This is a genomic window from Pseudomonas aphyarum, from assembly GCF_028657055.1.
Lineage (GTDB): Bacteria > Pseudomonadota > Gammaproteobacteria > Pseudomonadales > Pseudomonadaceae > Aquipseudomonas > Aquipseudomonas aphyarum.
Genome location: NZ_JAMDGS010000015.1, coordinates 179,472 through 198,180, shown reverse-complemented (window position 1 = coordinate 198,180; position 18,709 = coordinate 179,472). Strand labels below are relative to the sequence as shown.

General features: G+C 61.0%; 11 protein-coding genes and 1 pseudogene. 8 read left to right on the top strand and 4 right to left on the bottom strand.

Annotated elements, in window-relative coordinates; genetic code table 11:
* Positions 1 to 23 precede the first annotated feature (23 nt).
* Complete coding sequence (locus M5G18_RS23845; RefSeq protein WP_039766498.1) at positions 24 to 1,766, bottom strand: potassium/proton antiporter; 1,743 nt, start codon at positions 1,764 to 1,766, stop codon at positions 24 to 26.
* A gap of 468 nt (positions 1,767 to 2,234) precedes the next feature.
* The gene (locus M5G18_RS23840) at positions 2,235 to 3,860 is read right to left on the bottom strand and encodes a methyl-accepting chemotaxis protein (RefSeq protein ID WP_207984811.1); all 1,626 of its coding nucleotides are present in this window, start codon (positions 3,858 to 3,860) and stop codon (positions 2,235 to 2,237) included.
* A gap of 278 nt (positions 3,861 to 4,138) precedes the next feature.
* Between M5G18_RS23840 and M5G18_RS23835 the strand changes: the two genes are divergently transcribed.
* The 4 genes and pseudogenes from M5G18_RS23835 (at position 4,139) to M5G18_RS29110 (ending at position 6,706) form a co-directional block, all read left to right on the top strand.
* Positions 4,139 to 4,369, top strand: coding sequence for a hypothetical protein (locus M5G18_RS23835; protein WP_064592964.1), 231 nt, complete (start codon positions 4,139 to 4,141; stop codon positions 4,367 to 4,369).
* Positions 4,366 to 4,668 carry a cell division protein ZapA gene (locus M5G18_RS23830; RefSeq protein ID WP_007952314.1) on the top strand — a complete coding sequence of 101 codons (303 nt, stop codon included), beginning with the start codon at positions 4,366 to 4,368 and terminating at the stop codon, positions 4,666 to 4,668. Before M5G18_RS23835 ends, M5G18_RS23830 begins: the two co-directional genes overlap by 4 nt.
* A 100-nt stretch (positions 4,669 to 4,768) precedes the next feature.
* Positions 4,769 to 5,839 (top strand): annotated as a pseudogene (locus tag M5G18_RS29115) (cache domain-containing protein); the annotation flags it as partial.
* A 21-nt stretch (positions 5,840 to 5,860) separates the two neighbouring features.
* Positions 5,861 to 6,706: a methyl-accepting chemotaxis protein gene (locus tag M5G18_RS29110; protein WP_476453941.1), complete on the top strand. Its 846-nt coding sequence runs from the start codon at positions 5,861 to 5,863 to the stop codon at positions 6,704 to 6,706.
* Between the two features lie 233 nt (positions 6,707 to 6,939).
* Here the strand turns inward: M5G18_RS29110 and M5G18_RS23820 are convergent, their stop codons facing one another.
* Positions 6,940 to 8,742 (bottom strand): acyl-CoA dehydrogenase, encoded by a 1,803-nt coding sequence (locus M5G18_RS23820; protein ID WP_273897007.1) that lies wholly within the window; start codon positions 8,740 to 8,742, stop codon positions 6,940 to 6,942.
* 142 nt (positions 8,743 to 8,884) lie between these two features.
* Positions 8,885 to 12,838 carry a trifunctional transcriptional regulator/proline dehydrogenase/L-glutamate gamma-semialdehyde dehydrogenase gene (putA, locus tag M5G18_RS23815; protein ID WP_007952309.1) on the bottom strand — a complete coding sequence of 1,318 codons (3,954 nt, stop codon included), beginning with the start codon at positions 12,836 to 12,838 and terminating at the stop codon, positions 8,885 to 8,887.
* A gap of 457 nt (positions 12,839 to 13,295) precedes the next feature.
* On the opposite strand from putA, the gene putP reads away from it, so the two are divergent.
* The 4 genes from putP (at position 13,296) to M5G18_RS23795 (ending at position 18,368) form a co-directional block, all read left to right on the top strand.
* Entirely contained in the window at positions 13,296 to 14,780 is a 1,485-nt protein-coding gene (gene putP / locus M5G18_RS23810) for a sodium/proline symporter PutP (protein WP_273897008.1), read from the top strand.
* Positions 14,781 to 15,007: 227 nt separating this feature from the next.
* Entirely contained in the window at positions 15,008 to 17,023 is a 2,016-nt protein-coding gene (locus M5G18_RS23805) for a type VI secretion system Vgr family protein (protein WP_273897009.1), read from the top strand.
* A complete protein-coding gene (locus tag M5G18_RS23800; protein ID WP_420793303.1) occupies positions 17,013 to 17,720 on the top strand; it encodes a DUF4123 domain-containing protein in 708 nt (235 codons plus the stop codon). The genes M5G18_RS23805 and M5G18_RS23800 overlap by 11 nt, the downstream gene beginning before the upstream one ends.
* A 330-nt stretch (positions 17,721 to 18,050) precedes the next feature.
* Positions 18,051 to 18,368 (top strand): hypothetical protein, encoded by a 318-nt coding sequence (locus M5G18_RS23795; RefSeq protein ID WP_273897010.1) that lies wholly within the window; start codon positions 18,051 to 18,053, stop codon positions 18,366 to 18,368.
* The last annotated feature ends 341 nt before the right edge of the window (positions 18,369 to 18,709 follow it).

Sequence of the window (18,709 nt, the reverse complement as noted above, 5' to 3'; positions counted from 1 at the left end):
AAGCAAGTGAGAGTGGACGCAGTTTAGAGGAAGAGCCCGGGGCCCGGGCGACTTCCTTCGGGGAATCTGACGCCCACTTTGCCGATCTTGTTCCCGTCCATGACCGCAACCGTCCAGTGGGTGTTGTTCCATTCCACCTGGTCGCCAACGATCGGTGCACCGCCGACTTTCTGGGCAATGAAGTGGCCCAGGGTCATGTCCGGATCGATGCCTTCGGCGGGCAGGCCGTACAGGGCGGCAACCGCTTTGAGCTGGGCGTCTCCTTCGAGTACGAAGTCGCCGAAGAAGCGCAGATCGAGGCCGCGTTGCGGCGCCTGGCTGAACAGTTTTCCGAGGGCCGGAAGATTGTGTTCATGACCGATAACACACAGCAAATCATCGACTTCCAGCACCGTACTACCCGACGGATGGAGCAGTTGCTGACCGCGAAACAGGGCGGCGATACGTGTGCCTTCGGGCATTTTCAGCTCGCGCAGGGGCGAACCGATGCACCACTTTTCCGCGCCGAGCTTGTAAACGAACAGCTCCCACTCGCTGGTGACGTGCACTTCGAGGGCGGCGCGGGAGATCGGCGCCGGCTCCGGCGGCACCGTCACCTTGAGCAGCTTGGCCACCCACGGCAGGCTCGTGCCCTGCACCAGCAGCGACACCAGCACGATAAAGAAGGCGAGGTTGAAGTACAGCTGCGCATTCGGCAGCCCGGCCATCAGCGGGAACACCGCCAGAATGATCGGTACCGCGCCACGCAGGCCGACCCAGGAAATGAAGGCTTTCTCGCGACCATGGAAAGCTTTGAACGGCAGCAACCCGACCAGCACCGACAACGGCCGAGCGAACAGAATCATCCACAGCGCCAGACCCAGGGCAGGCACGGCGATCGGCAGCAAGTCGTGCGGGGTGACCAGCAAACCCAGCACCAGGAACATGCCGATCTGCGCCAGCCACGCCATGCCGTCGAGCATGTGCAGGATGCCGTGACGACTGCGCACCGGCCGGTTGCCGATCACCAGACCGCACAGGTACACGGCCAGGAAGCCGCTGCCGTGCAGGGCGTTGGTCAGGGCGAACACCACCAGACCACCGGCGATCACCAGAATCGGATACAGGCCGGCCGCCAGATTGATCCGGTTGACCAGTTGCAGCATCAGCCAGCCACCGCCCAGACCGATCACGCCACCGATGCCGAACTCGCGGATCAGGTGGGTCAGCAGGCTCCAGTGCAGGCCGGTCTGGCCGCTGGCGAGCATATCGATCAGGGTCACGGTGAGGAACACCGCCATCGGGTCGTTGCTGCCGGATTCGATTTCCAGGCTGGCGGTCACCCGCTCGTTCAGGCCCTTGCCGCCGAGCAGCGAGAACACCGCCGCGGCGTCCGTGGAACCGACGATGGCGCCGATCAGCAGGCCTTGAATCAGATTGAGATCGAACAGCCACGCGGCGGCCATGCCGGTGAGGCCGGTGGTGATGAGCACTCCGACCGTGGCCAGCGACAAGGCCGGCCACAAGGCCACGCGGAAACTGGACACCCGGGTGCGCAAGCCGCCGTCGAGCAGGATCACTGCCAGTGCGAGGTTGCCGACCAGATAGGCGGTCGGGTAGTTATCGAAAATGATGCCGCCGCCATCGACCCCGGCAGTCATGCCGACCGCGAGGATGATCACCAGAATCGGGATGCCGAGACGGGAAGAAAGGGAGCTGACAAGAATGCTTGCGCCTACCAGCAACGCGCCGATCAAGAACAGGCTGTTGATGGTCGTCGCATTCAAAGGCAGTACTCCAGAAGCGGAAAGACGGGCACAAACTGACCATGCAGTCTGCGTGCCAGCGATTCTAACCTGTTGAAATGTGATGCTGTCAAAAAGCTTTTTGCGGCGGAGTCATTAGAGGTTGTGCCTGGCTTCAGACCGCTGCCCTCATCGGCACGCCGCCCGCCTAACCCTCTCCCGGAGGGAGAGGGAACTGATCGAGTGGTTCTTTCGAGTTACATCGACCTGAAATAGCGAGTCAAACTCAGGATCTGAAAAGCCCCCAATCTGCTCCCTCTCCCGCCGGTACATACACCCGGAGGGAGAGGGGACTGATCGAGTGGCTCTCTCAAGTTACATCGACCTGAAATTCCGAGCCGAACTCAGGTTTTGAAAAGCACGAAGATCTGCTCCCTTTCCCCCTCGCCCCCCTGGGGGAGAGGGTTGGGGTGAGGGGGTAGCTTTTGATCTTGACCTTGATCTAAAAAATCAAAGGCTAAACCGCCCAACCATATTGTTCAGATCCAGCGCCAATCGCGACAGCTCATTACTCGCCGCACTGGTCTGATTCGCGCCGGTCGCCGATTGCACCGACAGATCGCGGATGTTCACCAGGTTGCGATCCACTTCTCGCGCCACTTGCGCCTGTTCTTCGGCGGCGCTGGCGATCACCAGGTTGCGCTCGTTGATTTCGACGATGGCCGTGTTGATCGTGTCCAGCGAGAGACCGGCGCCACGGGCGATGTTCAGGGTCGACTCGGCGCGCTCGGTGCTGTTGCGCATCGAATCCACGGCGTGTTCGGTGCCGCTCTGGATGCTACCGATCATGCGCTCGATTTCGCTGGTTGACTGCTGGGTGCGGTGCGCCAGGGCACGGACTTCGTCAGCCACCACGGCAAAACCACGACCGGCTTCACCGGCACGGGCCGCTTCAATCGCAGCGTTGAGCGCCAGCAGGTTGGTCTGGTCAGCCAGGCCACGGATCACGTCCAGCACCTTGCCGATGTCACGGGATTCGTTGGCCAGATCGCCGATCAGGGTCGCGGTGCTCTGCACGTCGGCGCTCATGCGTTCGATGGCGCTGACGGTTTCCTGCACCAGATCGCGACCGTCGCCGGCGGAGGTGGTGGCGTTCTTCGAGGCTTCCGAGGTGCTGACCGCGTTGCGCGCGACCTCTTCAACGGCGCTGGTCATCTCGTTGACCGCGGTGGCGGCTTGCTCGATTTCGTTGTTCTGCTGGGTCAGGCCACGGGCGCTTTCGTCGGTGACGCTGTTCAGCTCTTCGGCGGCGGAGGCCAGTTGGGTGGCCGAGCCGGAAATCCGCTGCAGGGTATCGCGCAGCTTCGACTGCATTTTGGCCATGGCCGCCAGCAGGCGCCCGGCTTCGTCGGTGCCGTCAACGTGGATCGGCTGGGTCAGGTTGCCTTCAGCGATGGTTTCCGCTGCATCCAGTGCTTTGGAGATCGGCTTGGTGATGCTGACGGTCAGCAACCAGGCGAACAGGAAGGTCAGGCCGGTCGCGATCACCAGCAGGGTCACCACCAGATTGAAGGCCGAAGAATATTGCTCGGCAGCTTGCTGGTTGGTATTGCTGATCTGCTCGCCGTTGATCTGCATCAGGCGGTTGAGCACGGTGTTCATCGCTTCGGAGTTGTCGAGCAACTGGGTGTTCAGCAGGTTGCGCAGCTCATCCACCTGATTGTTGCGCGACAGGGTTTTCATCCGGTCTTCGATCTGGCGGTACTGACCCAGCAACTGCACATACTGATCGTAGGCCGCACGCTCGGCCGGGCTGCCGATCAACGGCTCGTAATCGGTCTGGGCCTTGCGGATCTGCTGGTTGCGCATTTCCAGCAGTTCGACGGTTTTTTGCTGGACGTCCGGCTCGCGGTTCACCAGCAAGCGGTACGACAGCACGCGCAGACGCAGAGTCAGCTGGGTGAACTCGTCGAGGTTCTTGATGCTCGGCACGCTGGTGGTGGTGATGTTTTCGGCGGCGCCGCGGATCTTGCTCATCTGGTTCAGGGCGAACACTCCGAGAATCAGCATCAGGCCGCCAATCAGGGCGAAGCCGGTGAACGCCCGGGGGGCGATATTCATATTGCGAAGGGACATGGGGCGTATACCAGGAAGGGCCGCATCCATGCGGGCTGAGACTGCTGTTGGATGACTTATCGGTCATACGACTAAAGTCTTGAGTCGGTGCGCGTATTTGTCGCATCCGCACGCAAGCGACGAAGTGCAGGAACCAGATCGGCAGATGACAGTCTCTAAGACTCGCAAGAACGGTCGAGCCGCCAGGAAAATCAAGGCCTTGCGCCGGTTTAACCCTGGCGTCAACGACGACTTTTCTTTATCGTACGCGCCCTTTGAAAAAGCCCTGGAAGATCAAAATGTTGGAAGCATCCCTCAGCCAATTGGAACAGCTCGTCAGCGACCTGGTGCAACAGAACCAGACCCTGTCGCAAACCAACCAGACCCTGTCCACGGAACTGGCCCAGGCCAAGGATGAAAACGAAAGCCTGCAACTTAGCCTGATGGAACAGGAAGAAAAGCACGGCGCCACCGCCGCGCGCATCCAGGCCCTGGTTGATCGCGTCAACGCAGGTCCTGTCAGCGCATGAACCACGGCACAGCAGGGGTAAAAGTCATCTCCATCATGGGGGAGGACTATTCGATCAAGGCACCGGCCGGGGAAGAACAGACCCTGCTGGACGCCGCATTGATGCTCAAGGCTGCACTGGCCGACACCAAGCGCAAATACCCGACGCTGATCGGCGATCGCCTGCTGGTGCTGGCGGCGATGAATCTGTGCTCGCAGCAGATTGAAATGAAGAAGCAGCATCAGGAAGAACTCGAGCGTTACCAAGAGCAAGTCAGCGCCACGGTCGAGACCATCGCCAAGACCATCAATCAGGGTTGATGGGGTTGCGCACAACCAAAGAATAAGATTGTCGATTGCGTTGTATACAATCGGCACGGCTGTTGCAGTGTTTCAGCCTCTTATTCTTTGGGGGTGCTCCATGCAGTTCTGGCGTCGCAGTATTCAATGGCAGCTGATCCTCGGTATGGGCACCGCCCTGCTGGTCAGCATTCTGATCGTGGTTGGCATTTATACCCTGGTGGTCAACCGCCTCGCCCAGAGCTATCTGGTCGAACAGGCGCTGCCGTCGAGCATCGAAGCGACGCGCAACGACATCGAACGAATCCTCGTTCAGCCCCTCACCGCCGCCAAGGACATCGCCAGCAACACGATGGTCCGCGACTGGCTGGCCAATGGTGAAGACTCCGCCAAAACGGCGGGCTTCGCGCAGTATCTGGAAGGCATCCGCGCCGAACACAAGGCGTTTACCGCGCTGATCATCGGCACCGAATCCAATCACTACATCACCGAAAAAGGCCTGGATCGCACCCTCAGTCGCGACAAACCGGCCGATGCGTGGTTCTACTCCTTCCTCGACAGCAATCAGCCGCGAACCCTGAACATCGACAACGACGGGGCCACCGGAGAGCTGGCGCTGTTCATCGATTTGAAGGTGGAGCAGGCCGGCAAAGTGGTCGGTGTCGCGGGCCTTGGGCTGAGCATGAAAGAGCTGTCGGAGCTGATCCACAACTTCAGCTTCGGCGAACGCGGGAAGGTCTATCTCGTGCGTTCCGACGGTTTGATCCAGGTCCATCCCGAAGCACAGTTCAGCGGCAAGCGCACCTTGAGCGAGCAAATCGGCGGCTCGGCGGCACAAGCGGTCATGGGCCACAAAGTGGCGACCAACAGCAGCTTCCAGCGCGACGGTGAAGATTTCCTCGCCTTCAGCCTGCCTTTGCGCGACCTCGGCTGGACCCTGGTGGCCGAAGTGCCACAGTCGCAGATCTACGCCGAAGCCCGCCGGGCGATGTGGATGAGCAGCGGCATCGGTCTGGCGGTGGCGCTGGTTTGCCTGGCGCTGGTGATCTGGCTGGCTCAGGGATTGGTGCGACCGATTCGTCAGGTAACAGCTGCGCTGGTAGCAATCGGTAGCGGTGGTGGAGATTTGACCCATCGGTTAGATTCCAGCCGCGCCGATGAACTGGGCGACCTCGCTCGGGGCTTCAACCGTTTCCTCGACAGCCAGCGCGGGATGATCGGTGAAGTGCTGACCACCAGCGAGCGTCTGCGCGTTGCCGTAGGTCAGGTGGCCAGGGTTGTGGATAACACCGCCGAGCGTTCCGGTCGTCAGCAGGAAATGACCGACATGGTCGCCACCGCCGTCCATGAAATGGGCCTGACCGTGCAGGAAATCGCCCAGAACGCCGGCAACGCTGCGCTCGCCTCGCAAACGGCGCGCGATGAAGCGATGCAGGCGCGGGAGGTGGTGGGTGGCTCGATTCGCCATATAGAAAGCATGTCCGATGAAATTGGCGTTGCCGCCGGCGCAGTGGGAGAGCTGGCGCATCAGGTGGCGTCGATCGATCAGGTTCTGGCGGTGATTCGCGGGGTGTCCGAGCAGACCAATCTGTTGGCGTTGAACGCGGCGATCGAGGCTGCTCGAGCCGGCGATATGGGGCGTGGTTTTGCGGTGGTGGCTGATGAAGTGCGGACATTGGCGCGACGGACTCAGGCGTCTACCGACGAGATTCAGCAGATGATCGGCAGCCTCAAGCAGGGGGCGGAGAATGCTGTGTCTTCAATGCGCACCGGGCAGGCGGCAACGGGGACTGGGGTTGAGTCGAGCCAGCGTACGGGGGCGTCTTTGACCGCGATTACCGGGCAGGTCGAGCGTATCAGTGACATGAACCATCAGGTGGCGACGGCGACTGAGGAACAGTCGGCGGTTACAGAAGAGATCAACCGCAACGTGCAGGGGATTTCCGATCTGGCGCGGGCGACGGCGGGGGAGGTTCGGGCTTGTCGCGAGGATTGTCAGATGTTGCAGCGCTTGGCGGATGATCTGGCGCGGCAGATGGGTGGTTTCAAACTTACCTGATGTAGTGAGCGCCAAAAGCCCCCTCACCCTAGCCCTCTCCCGGAGGGAGAGGGGACTGACCGAGTTGTCTTGCGCTAGACATCGACCTGAAAAACCGAGTCGATTATGGATTCGGCAAAGCACTTTCAGGTCGATGTACTTTTGAAGCATCCCCCATTCGGCTCCCTCTCCCTCCGGGCGGTCCGACGTTTCGGGAGGGCTGGGGTGAGGGCCAGGCTTCACTCGGTCAATGATCAGAACCACGCATCCTGCATCCCCAGACACGTATCATCCCGCGCCTCCAGCAACGCCAGCTCATGCTGGCATCCCGGCACTTCCCACGTCAGAAAATACCGCGCCGCCTGCAACTTGCCCTTATAGAAGTCGGCATCCGCCGCATTCCCCTTGGCCAACCCTTCCTCCGCGCGAATCGCCTGCTCCAGCCAGCGCCAGCCAATCACCGTGTGCCCGAACACTTTCAGGTACAACGCCGAATTCGCCAGGCTGCTGTTGACCTTGCCTTGCGCCAGATCCGTCAGCAGTCCGATGGTCACGCTCTGCAGGCGCGCGACCAGTTTCTCCAGCGGCTCACGCAGTGCGGTCAATGATTCGTAAGCCACCGCGCGCTCGGCGGTGTCGGCAATCAGGCGAATCAGCTGCTTGAGCCCGGCGCCACCGTTCTGCGCCAGTTTGCGCCCGAGCAAGTCCAGCGACTGAATGCCGTGAGTGCCTTCGTGGATCGGGTTCAGACGGTTGTCGCGGTAGTACTGCTCCACCGGGTATTCGCGGGTGTAACCGTGGCCGCCGAGAATCTGGATCGCCAGTTCGTTGGCTTTCAGGCAGAACTCGGACGGCCAGGATTTGACGATCGGCGTCAGCAAATCCAGCAGTTCATGGGCCTGTTTGCGCTCGGCCTCGGTTTCCAGCGTGGTGGTGTCATCGAACAGTCGCGCCGCATACAGGCCGAGATCGAATGCGCCTTCAACGTAGGATTTCTGCGTCAGCAGCATGCGTCTGACATCGGCGTGCTGAATGATCGCCACCGGCGCCGTCGTCGGGTCCTTGCTGTCCGGCACTCGCCCCTGCGGACGTTCGCGAGCGTATTCCAGGGAGTACAGGTAACCGGCATAACCAAGCATCACCGCGCCCATGCCGACGCCGATCCGCGCCTCGTTCATCATCTGGAACATGTAGCTCAAGCCATGATGCGGCTTGCCCACCAGATAGCCGACACACTCGCAGTTATCGCCGAAATTCAGCGCCGTGGAAGTCGTGCCCCGCCAGCCCATCTTGTGGAACAGTCCGGCGAGCAGCACGTCGTTGCGCTTGCCGAGGCTGCCGTCATCGTTGACCAGAAACTTGGGCACGATGAACAGCGAAATACCCTTCACCCCGGCCGGCGCGTCCGGCAGCTTGGCCAGCACCATGTGCACAATGTTTTCCGAGAGCGGGTGATCGCCGCCGGAGATGAAGATCTTGTTGCCCTTGAGGCGATAAGTGCCGTCGGACGCAGGCTCGGCGCGGGTACGAATATCCGACAGCGACGAACCAGCATGAGGTTCGGTCAGGGCCATGGTGCCGAAGAAGCGGCCGTCGATCATCGGTTGCAGGAAGCGTTGCTTCTGCTCTTCGGTGCCGAAACTTTCGATCAGGTTGGCGGCGCCCATGGTCAGGAACGGATACGAGGTCGACGCCGCGTTGGCCGACTGGAAGTGGGCGAAGCAGGCCTGGGACAACAGTGTAGGAAGTTGCATGCCGCCGGCGTCGAAACTGCGCGCAGCGTTGAGGAATCCGGCTTCGAGGAAGGCATCCACTGCCGGTTTCACCTCGGGAATCAGAATCGCCTGACCGTTCTCGTAGCGCGGTTCGTTCTCGTCGCCCTTGCGGTTGTGCGGTGCGAAGTACTTTTCGGCGATGTTGCGCGCCGTGCCGATGGCGGCATCGAAGGTTTCGCGGTTGTGCTCGGCAAACCGCTCGCGCCGGGTCAGGCCCTCTGCATCGAGGACTTCGTACAGCTCGAAAGCCAGATTGCGGGAACTGAGCAGCGTCTCGGACATGGCGGCCTACCTTTTTTGGAATGGGCCGAGTCTAGGCGTGCGAATAAAGGCTGAACAGGAAGATTGATAACGGTGATGAAGAGGCCAAAAAAATGGGCGCCGGTGAGGGCGCCCATTTTTATGTTGCTGACGGAGTCGCTGATTAACCGATGGTCATCAGGCTGGCGTTACCGCCCGCAGCCGCGGTGTTGACGCTCAGCGCACGCTCGATCACCAGGCGCTCCAGCGCAATGTTGGTCTCGCCCTGGGACAGGCCCTGAACTCCAACGATGGCGCCAGCACGCTTGGCGATCTGCTGGCAGACCGCACGCAGCTGGTCGGAATGGCCGTGATGCAGAACCGCATCGAACACCACGTCGTCCTTGTTCCAGTCGGAAACCAGTTTGATCCGCGCCTGAATTTCCTTCGGCAGGCGTGCGAACAATGCCTTGCTGGTGTCGGATTCCGGCCAGACCGCCGAACCGCCCACTGCCAGTACCGCCGCGAGTTGGGTCAGCAGATCACCTTCGATGTCCGCCAGGCACAGCACGTGCTCGCGCGGCAAGATAGCGTAGCTGTTCTTCTCGCCGGTCGGGCCGGCCAGTACGCGGGTGATACCGCTTTGCGACTGCGCTGCGTACTGCACGCACAGGGTGCTCAGGTCAGCGAACTTGTTGCTGTCGGCCCAGGCTTTCAGGGCGGTCAGCGGTTTGCTCATGGCGTCGCGCAGACGAACGTCCGGTGCCACGGCAGCATCACCGCGAGCGAAGGATTGTTCGATGGCATCGGTAGGACGCGTCGACAGCAGACGGTACAGGTACAGCGGGCCACCGGCTTTCGGGCCAGTACCCGACAGGCCTTCGCCACCGAACGGCTGGACGCCGACCACGGCACCCACGATGTTGCGGTTGACGTAGACGTTACCGGCGTTGACGTTGTCGATCACCTTGGCGATGGTTTCGTCGATGCGGGTGTGCACGCCGAGGGTCAGGCCGTAACCGGAGGCATTGATCTGGGCGATCAACTGGTCGATCTCTTTACGCTTGTAGCGCACCACGTGCAGCACCGGGCCGAAGATCTCGCGTTGCAGCTCGTCGAAGCTTTCCAGCTCGATCAGGGTCGGCATGACGAAGGTGCCGCGTTTGACTTCCTCGGTATCGGCGATGGCCACCTGGTACACGTTGCGACCTTTGTCGCGCATGCCCTGGATGTGCTTCTCGATACCGGCCTTGGCTTCGGCGTCGATCACCGGGCCGATGTCCACGGACAGGCGCTCCGGGTTGCCGAGACGGCTTTCAGCCATCGCACCTTTAAGCATTTCGATGACGCGATCTGCGGAATCTTCCTGCAAGCACAGGACGCGCAGGGCCGAGCAACGCTGGCCGGCGCTGTCGAAGGCCGACGACACCACGTCGATCACCACCTGTTCGGTCAGTGCCGAAGAGTCGACGATCATCGCGTTCTGGCCGCCGGTTTCGGCGATCAGCGGAATCGGACGGCCCTGGTTATCGAGGCGACCGGCGATGTTGCGTTGCAGCAGACGGGCGACTTCGGTGGAACCGGTGAACATCACGCCTTTGACGCGCTCATCGCCCACCAGGCCGGCACCGACGGTTTCACCGCGACCCGGCAGCAGTTGCAGCACGCCTTCCGGGATCCCGGCTTCGAGCATCAGACGCACGGCTTGTGCGGCGACCAGCGGAGTCTGTTCGGCCGGTTTGGCCAGCACCGGGTTACCGGCGGCCAGTGCGGCGGCAACCTGACCGCTGAAGATCGCCAGCGGGAAGTTCCACGGGCTGATGCAGACCACCGGGCCCAGTGGGCGGTGGGCGTCGTTGCTGAAATCGTTGCGTGCCTGCACCGCGTAATAACGCAGGAAGTCGACGGCTTCGCGGACTTCGGCGATGGCGTTGGCGAAGGTCTTGCCGGCTTCCCGGGCCAGCAGGCCCATCAGCGGCTGGATCTCGCCTTCCATCAAGTCAGCGGCACGTTCCAGAATCGCGGCACGTTCGGCCGGCGGGGTGGCCTGCCAGATAGGTGCGGCGTTCAGGGCGCATTGAATGGCGTTGTCGACATCTTCGACGGTGGCTTCCTGCACGTGGCCGACCACGTCACGCAGATCGGACGGGTTCAACACCGGTGCCGGCGCTTCGTTGCTGGAGGCGCAACCGAGCATCGGTGCGGCTTTCCAGTTGTTGTGCGCGGTGGCCAGCAGGGCGCAGGACAGTGAGGCCAGACGATGTTCGTTGGCCATGTCGATGCCGCTGGAGTTGGCGCGCTCGGAACCATACAGGTCACGCGGCAGCGGAATGCGCGGGTGCGGCAGGCCGAAACCACCTTCCACGGTCGCCATCTGCTCGATCTGCGCAACTGGATCGGCCACCAGTTCCTGGATCGAAATCGACTGGTCGGCAATGCGGTTGACGAACGAGGTGTTGGCGCCGTTTTCCAGCAGACGACGTACGAGGTACGCCAGCAAGGTTTCGTGGGTGCCGACCGGGGCGTACACACGGCACGGACGGTTCAGCTTGCCTTCGGAAACTTTGCCTACAACCTGCTCGTACAAAGGTTCGCCCATGCCGTGCAGGCACTGGAATTCGTACTGGCCCGGGTAATAGTTCTGACCGGCAATGTGATAAATCGCCGACAGGGTGTGGGCGTTGTGCGTGGCGAATTGCGGGTAGATGACTTCCGGCACCGACAGCAGTTTGCGGGCGCAGGCGATGTAGGAAACGTCGGTGTACACCTTGCGGGTGTAGACCGGGTAGCCTTCCAGGCCTTCGACCTGGGCGCGCTTGATTTCGCTGTCCCAGTACGCGCCTTTCACCAGGCGGATCATCAGGCGATGACGGCTGCGGCGAGCCAGGTCGATCACGTAGTCGATCACGTACGGGCAACGTTTCTGGTAGGCCTGGATCACGAAACCGATGCCGTTCCAGCCAGTCAGTTGCGGCTCGAAGCACAGGCGCTCGAGCAGATCCAGCGACAGCTCCAGGCGGTCGGCTTCTTCGGCGTCGATGTTCAGGCCGATGTCGTATTGCTTGGCCAGCAGGGTCAGCGACAGCAGGCGCGGGTACAGCTCGTCCATCACGCGCTCGTACTGGGCGCGGCTGTAACGCGGGTGCAGGGCCGACAGCTTGATCGAGATGCCCGGGCCTTCATAAATCCCACGACCGTGGGACGCTTTGCCGATCGAGTGAATGGCTTGTTCGTACGAGGCCAGGTACTTCTGGGCGTCGTGTTCGGTCAGCGCCGCTTCACCGAGCATGTCGTAGGAATAACGGAAACCCTTGGCTTCGAACTTGCTCGCATTGGCCAGAGCCTCGGCGATGGTTTCGCCGGTCACGAACTGCTCGCCCATCAGGCGCATGGCCATGTCGACGCCCTTGCGGATCATCGGCTCGCCGCTCTTGCCGATGATGCGGCTCAGGGACGAAGTCAGGCCGGCTTCATTGTGGGTGGAGACCAGTTTGCCGGTCAGCAGCAGGCCCCAGGTCGCGGCGTTGACGAACAGCGACGGGCTGTTGCCCAGGTGCGGCTGCCAGTTGCCGGTGCTGATCTTGTCGCGGATCAGTGCATCGCGAGTGCCCTTGTCCGGGATACGCAGCAGCGCTTCGGCCAGACACATCAGTGCCACGCCTTCCTGGGATGACAGGGAAAATTCCTGCAGCAGGCCCTGAACAATGCCTGCACGACCGCCGGCACTCTTCTGGTTACGCAGTTTTTCCGCGATGGTTGCGGCGAGTTTGTTGGTGGCTTCGGCCATCGGCGCCGGCAGGCGAGCCTGCTCGATCAGCATCGGCACGACTTCCGGCTCAGGGCGACGGTAAGCGGCGGTGATCGAGGCGCGCAGCACCGATTGCGGCAGGATGCTTTCGGCGAATTCGAGGAAGCATTGGTGAGCGTGATCGGTGTGGACTTCGCCCGCGTCGTCGGCGTCCTTGGCAGTCAAACCGTTCAGCTCGGTCAGGGTTGCACCACCCTCGAGTTTTTCCAGGTAATTGAAAATTGCCTGCTTGATCAGCCAGTGCGGTGTGCGATCAATCGAGGTTGCGGCGGCCTTCAGACGCTCGCGGGTCGGGTCGTCAAGTTTGACCCCAAGGGTGGTGGTAGCCATATTTTTATCCTCATAGGTGCCGCAGTTGCGCGACAACAGCTGGCGGCAAGATTAGCCGCGAGCCGAAAGAGGTGCAACCGGGTGCAACCCTTTTTTGTCGGAATATTCGGCAACTCGTCAGGAAATAATTTCTGGTACGAAAGTGCTGCTCCTGCTTGGTGCTTTTGCTTCTAGCAAAGGTCCCTGACTGCGCTAAAAGGGAGCAAAAAACCGCCTTTTCGGGATAATTCCGATTAGGTGCAACTAATTCTCAAGAAACTGGTTGCACCTGTTTTAGTTTGTTGAATAGGATTCGCGCCCAAGGTGCAACCGGGGAAAACCCGGTGTACCGGCCAATGGCTTTCCTGGGGAAACATTGGTCATAAATGCGCGGCCGTGCGAATCGTCTGTCAGACGTCAGTCTGCAAACGGTGCAACCGCCGCCGCTACATAAAAACAAAGCCAGGGCACGTACGTAATGAGCGCAAGCAATCCAACCCTGATCACGTTCGTGATCTACATCGCAGCAATGGTGCTGATCGGCTTCATGGCCTATCGCTCCACCAACAACCTTTCCGACTATATTCTGGGCGGCCGCAGCCTGGGCAGCGTGGTGACCGCATTGTCCGCCGGCGCTTCCGACATGAGCGGCTGGTTGCTGATGGGCCTGCCGGGCGCCATCTACATGTCCGGCCTGTCCGAAAGCTGGATCGCCATCGGCCTGATCGTCGGTGCCTACCTGAACTGGCTGTTCGTCGCCGGTCGTCTGCGTGTTCAAACCGAACACAACGGTGATGCGCTGACCCTGCCGGACTACTTCGCCAGCCGTTTCGAAGACAAAAGCGGTCTGCTGCGCATCATTTCGGCGGTCGTGATTCTGGTGTTCTTCACCATCTACTGCGCCTCCGGCATCGTTGCCGGTGCCCGTCTGTTCGAAAGCACCTTCGGCATGTCCTACGAGACCGCGCTGTGGGCCGGTGCTGCTGCGACAATTGCCTACACCTTCGTCGGCGGTTTCCTCGCGGTCAGCTGGACCGACACCGTACAAGCCACCCTGATGATCTTCGCCCTGCTGCTGACGCCGATCATCGTGCTGCTGGCCACCGGCGGCGTCGATACCACGTTCCTGGCCATCGAAGCGCAAGATCCAGGCAACTTCGACATGCTGAAAAACACCACCTTCATCGGCATCATCTCGCTGATGGGCTGGGGCCTGGGCTACTTCGGCCAGCCGCACATCCTGGCGCGCTTCATGGCCGCTGACTCGGTGAAATCCATCGCCAACGCCCGTCGCATCTCCATGACCTGGATGATCCTGTGCCTGGGCGGCACCGTGGCGGTGGGCTTCTTCGGTATCGCTTACTTCTCGGCGCACCCGGAAGTTGCTGGCCCGGTCACCGAGAACCACGAACGTGTGTTCATCGAACTGGCCAAGCTGCTGTTCAACCCGTGGATCGCCGGTGTGCTGCTGTCGGCCATTCTGGCTGCCGTGATGAGCACCCTGAGCTGCCAGCTGCTGGTGTGCTCGAGCGCCCTGACCGAAGACTTCTACAAGACTTTCCTGCGTAAATCCGCTTCGCAAGTCGAGCTGGTATGGGTCGGTCGCGCCATGGTGTTGCTGGTTGCACTGATCGCCATCGCGCTGGCCGCCAACCCGGACAACCGCGTGCTGGGTCTGGTGTCCTACGCCTGGGCCGGTTTCGGTGCAGCGTTCGGTCCAGTCGTGCTGATCTCGGTGATCTGGAAGAAGATGACCCGTGACGGCGCACTGGCCGGCATCCTGGTCGGCGCGATCACCGTGATCGTGTGGAAGCACTTCGAGCTGCTGGGTCTGTACGAAATCATCCCGGGCTTCATCTTCGCCAGCCTGGCGATCTACTTCGTCAGCCTGATGGGCCAGCCGAGCGCCGGCATGGTTCAGCGCTTTGAAGCGGCAGAGAAAGATTTCCGTCTGAACAAGTGATGGAAATGAGCTGAGGCTCACAAGAAAACGGCCCGCGTCCTACAGGAAGCGGGCCGTTTTTTATTGCCTGCGATTTTTCTGAAGGCAAAGTCTGTAGTCGAATGCGCCAATTCTTGAAGGGGAGATCGAAGTTTCAAGTAGGGGAAATCTGATTTTTCAGTCACCCAACCTGCACCCCTTGCCCCTCATGCAGAATCGCCCGCCCTCATTCTGCAGAGAGACATCGGATGTTCGCGCCTGCCAATCAACCGCGTTTCACGTTGACCGTCGAAGGCGCCCAGTTTGACCTCAAAGTCCTTGAGTTCACGGGCAAGGAAGCCATCAGCCAACCCTTCCGCTTTGACCTGGAGCTGGTCAGTGAACGGCCGGATCTGGATCTTCAAAGCCTGCTGCACTGTCAGGCGTTTCTGAGTTTTGATGAAGACGGTTCCGGTATCCACGGTCAGATCTATCGGGTCGGGCAGGGGGATTCCGGCAAGCGTCTGACCCGCTATCACGTCAGCCTCGTTCCGCGTCTGGCCTACCTTGGTCACCGGATCAATCAGCGAATATTCCAGCACCAAAGCGTGCCGCAGATCGTGACGCAGATCCTCAAGGATCACGCGATCCTGCGCGATGCCTTCGAATTTCGCCTCGGCAGCGATTACCCGTCCCGTGAATATTGCGTGCAGTACGCCGAGAGCGATCTGGCGTTCATTCAGCGCCTGTGTGCAGAAGTCGGTATTCACTTCCACTTTCAGCACAGCCCGGACGGGCATCTGTTGGTGTTCGGCGACGATCAAACGGTGTTCCCGCGTCTGGCCGAGCCGACGCTGTACCTGCCGGGCAGCGGCATGGCTGCGGCGGCACCGGCGATCAAGCGCTTCACCGTTCGGGTGGAAACCCGCACCAGCGTGGTCACCCGACGTGATTACGACTTCACCAAACCGCGGCTGGCGCTGCAGAGTTGGGTGGAAAGCGAACAGCGCCCGGTGCTGGAGGATTACCATTTCCCCGGCCAGTTCACCGATCGCGCCACTGGCAAGCAACTGGCCCAGCGCACCCTTGAGCGGCATGTCGCCGACTACCGTCAGGCCGAGGGGCGCAGCGATCAACCTGCCTTGGTCAGCGGACATTTCCTGCAACTGACCGAGCATCCGCGCCAGGATTTGAATGATCTCTGGTTGCTGACCGCTATCGAGCACCATGGCCGACAGCCGCAAGTGCTGGAGGAATCGGTGACCAGCGATGGCGACGAATTCCGGGGTTACCGTAATACCTTTCTCGCCACGCCGTGGGACGTGTTCTTCCGCCCGCCGATGGGGCCGGAAAAACCACGGATGCTCGGTTATCAGCCAGCCGTGGTCACTGGCCCGAAAGACAGTGAAATCCATTGCGACGAGTACGGTCGGGTCAAGGTGCAACTGGCCTGGGATCGCGACGGCGAACTCAACGAGCATTCCAGCTGCTGGCTGCGGGTCGCCAGCGGTTGGGCTCATGACCGTTACGGCAGCGTGCTGATTCCGCGGGTCGGCATGGAAGTGCTGGTGGGGTTCATCGATTCGGATGCCGACAAACCGCTGGTCATGGGTTGCCTGCCGAACGCCGCCACGCCGGTGCCGCTGGATCTGCCGGCCGACAAGACCCGCAGTATTTTCCGCAGCCAGAGCAGTCCGGGCGGTGGCGGTTACAACGAATTGCGCATCGAGGATCGCAAAGGCGCCGAGGAAATCTATCTGCGGGCCCAGCGAAACTGGACGCAGCATGTGCTGAATGACCAGCAGGTGCAGGTGGATAACCAGCGCAGTGTTGTCGTGACTGGCCTCGCTAAACACGAACTGAAGGCCGACGAGCAGCGCATCACCCACGGCCAGCGCCAGACCGAGGTGAAGCAGGACGACCACCTCACGGTGACCGGCGACCGGCACATCCGCGTGAGCAATCAAGCGATCAACGCCAGTGCTCAATTCCACGTCCGCGCCGGCCAGCAGGTAGTAATCGACGGCGGGGCGAGCGCGACGATTCAGGCGGGCGGGCAGTGGATCAACATCGGCCCCGGCGGAATCTTCAGCAGCGTGCCGATTGTGGTGGGTGGTGCGCCAATGGCGGCGATGAGTGCGGCGCCGACAGTGCCGGGGTTGCCGGAGAAACTGGTGGCGGCACCGGCTGCGATTCTGACTGCCGCGCAAATCATGAGCCTTAAAGGAGACGCACCGTTCTGCGAAGAATGCGAGCGCTGCAAGGACGGTGTCTGTGCAGCCTGATCAATGGTTGAAGGATGTGCCGCTGAAGCCGTCGGAGCAGTTGTTCGCGATTTTCAGTAGCGCCAGTGCGGCAGAGCCACTGAAGGCCTGGCCGCTGAAAGCGCAGATGACGAAACCGGTCTGGGCGGAAACAATTTATGCCGAGTGGGATGCGGTGATGCCCTACGTGGGAATCGTCGACGCGGACAGTGAGTTTCTGGATTGGGTGGCGACCACGGAGTCTCGTGACTGGGGTTGGCTGGCGGTTTCTTCGGCAGGGTTTGAGGCGGTGGTCGAACACTTTCGCAGTTTGACCCAGGTGCTGATGCCGGACGGGAAAGCGGTGTTCTTCCGGTTTTGGGATGGGCGGTTTTTGTTGCCGATCCTTGAGTCGTCCGAAGTGGATGCCGGGCAATTGCTGCCGATCCTCACGCGAGGATTGGTCAACGGACAGGCTGCCGAGATCGGGGGCAGGGCGCGGGTCTCGAATCGGGAATTTCCTTGGTGGTCGGTGCCGGAAAAGCTGCTGGCGCAATTCGGCGAAGATGCCCGGATCAACAACGCCTTGCAGTGGTTGAGCGAGGAACAGCCGGCGTTGTTCGAGGCATTTCCCGCCGATGTTTTGCGCTGCAAGGTTGTCAGGTTTTTTGCGGTTTCGGCATCGGACGAATCGTCGGCTTCGGCATTGCTGGACTACTTGCGGGACGAGTCAGAGTGAAATTTCCGGGCAAAGGCTTCGGACGTTTCCTGCGAGTTGCGGCGGTTTGCGTGAACTGGTGGGTGATGAGGTGTGAGGTTAGTCTTTTGGCTGTCACCGCAAATCGGTGACGGGGCGTAGGAGCCCCTTCCTCATGGTGCAACGGCTTTGTCGTTTGTTTGCGGCACTTGGATCGTGTCCGTAACATCGTTCGCGGCGGCTGTGCGCAGGACACGCTTCGGCGTGGCCGAGGTCCATGAGTGCTCGGTTCTCCTACTCCTGCGTATGGCTGCCACCCTACCTGTAGGAGGGTGCGGCGGTGGCCCGCATTCACACTCATGGAGGTTACAAATGAAAAATCTGCATCCCGATCCACCCTACGAACCCTTCATCCCCCACCCCGACAACCGCCTCATGGCGCTGACCAGCAACTGCAACGACATGCCCACCCTGTTCATCGACACCCACGCCCCGCTCGACATCCTGATGGACGCCGCCAACTACCGCATCCGCGCCGTCATCCAGGTCCTGGAAAACATGTGCATGCGCGGCTCGGTCGAGTGCGACTCGGTCATCCTCAGCGACTTCGCCCAGCTCTGTGTGATTCCGTTGCGTGATGGTTGTGATGTGCTGGATGTGATTGGCCGCAAATTGCGTGACCAGCCTTAGATCCCATCCCCTCACCCTAACCCTCTCCCGGAGGGAGAGGGGACCGACCGAGTTGTTTGGGTGATGTACGCCGACCTGCGACTTCGGTGGTGAACTTGGCTTGGCCAAGCCTGAGGTCGCGGTGATCTCTCAGGTCGATGCAAGCCGAAAGATCACCTCGGTCAGTCCCCTCTCCCTTTGGGAGAGGGTTAGGGTGAGGGGGTTCTCACGGATGTACTAGCACTCTCCCAGGGGTAGAGGGGACCGACCGAGGTGTTTGGGTGATGTACGCCGACCTGCGACTTCGGTGGAGAACTTCGTTTGGCCAAGCTGAGGTCGCGGTGATCTTTCAGGTCGATGCA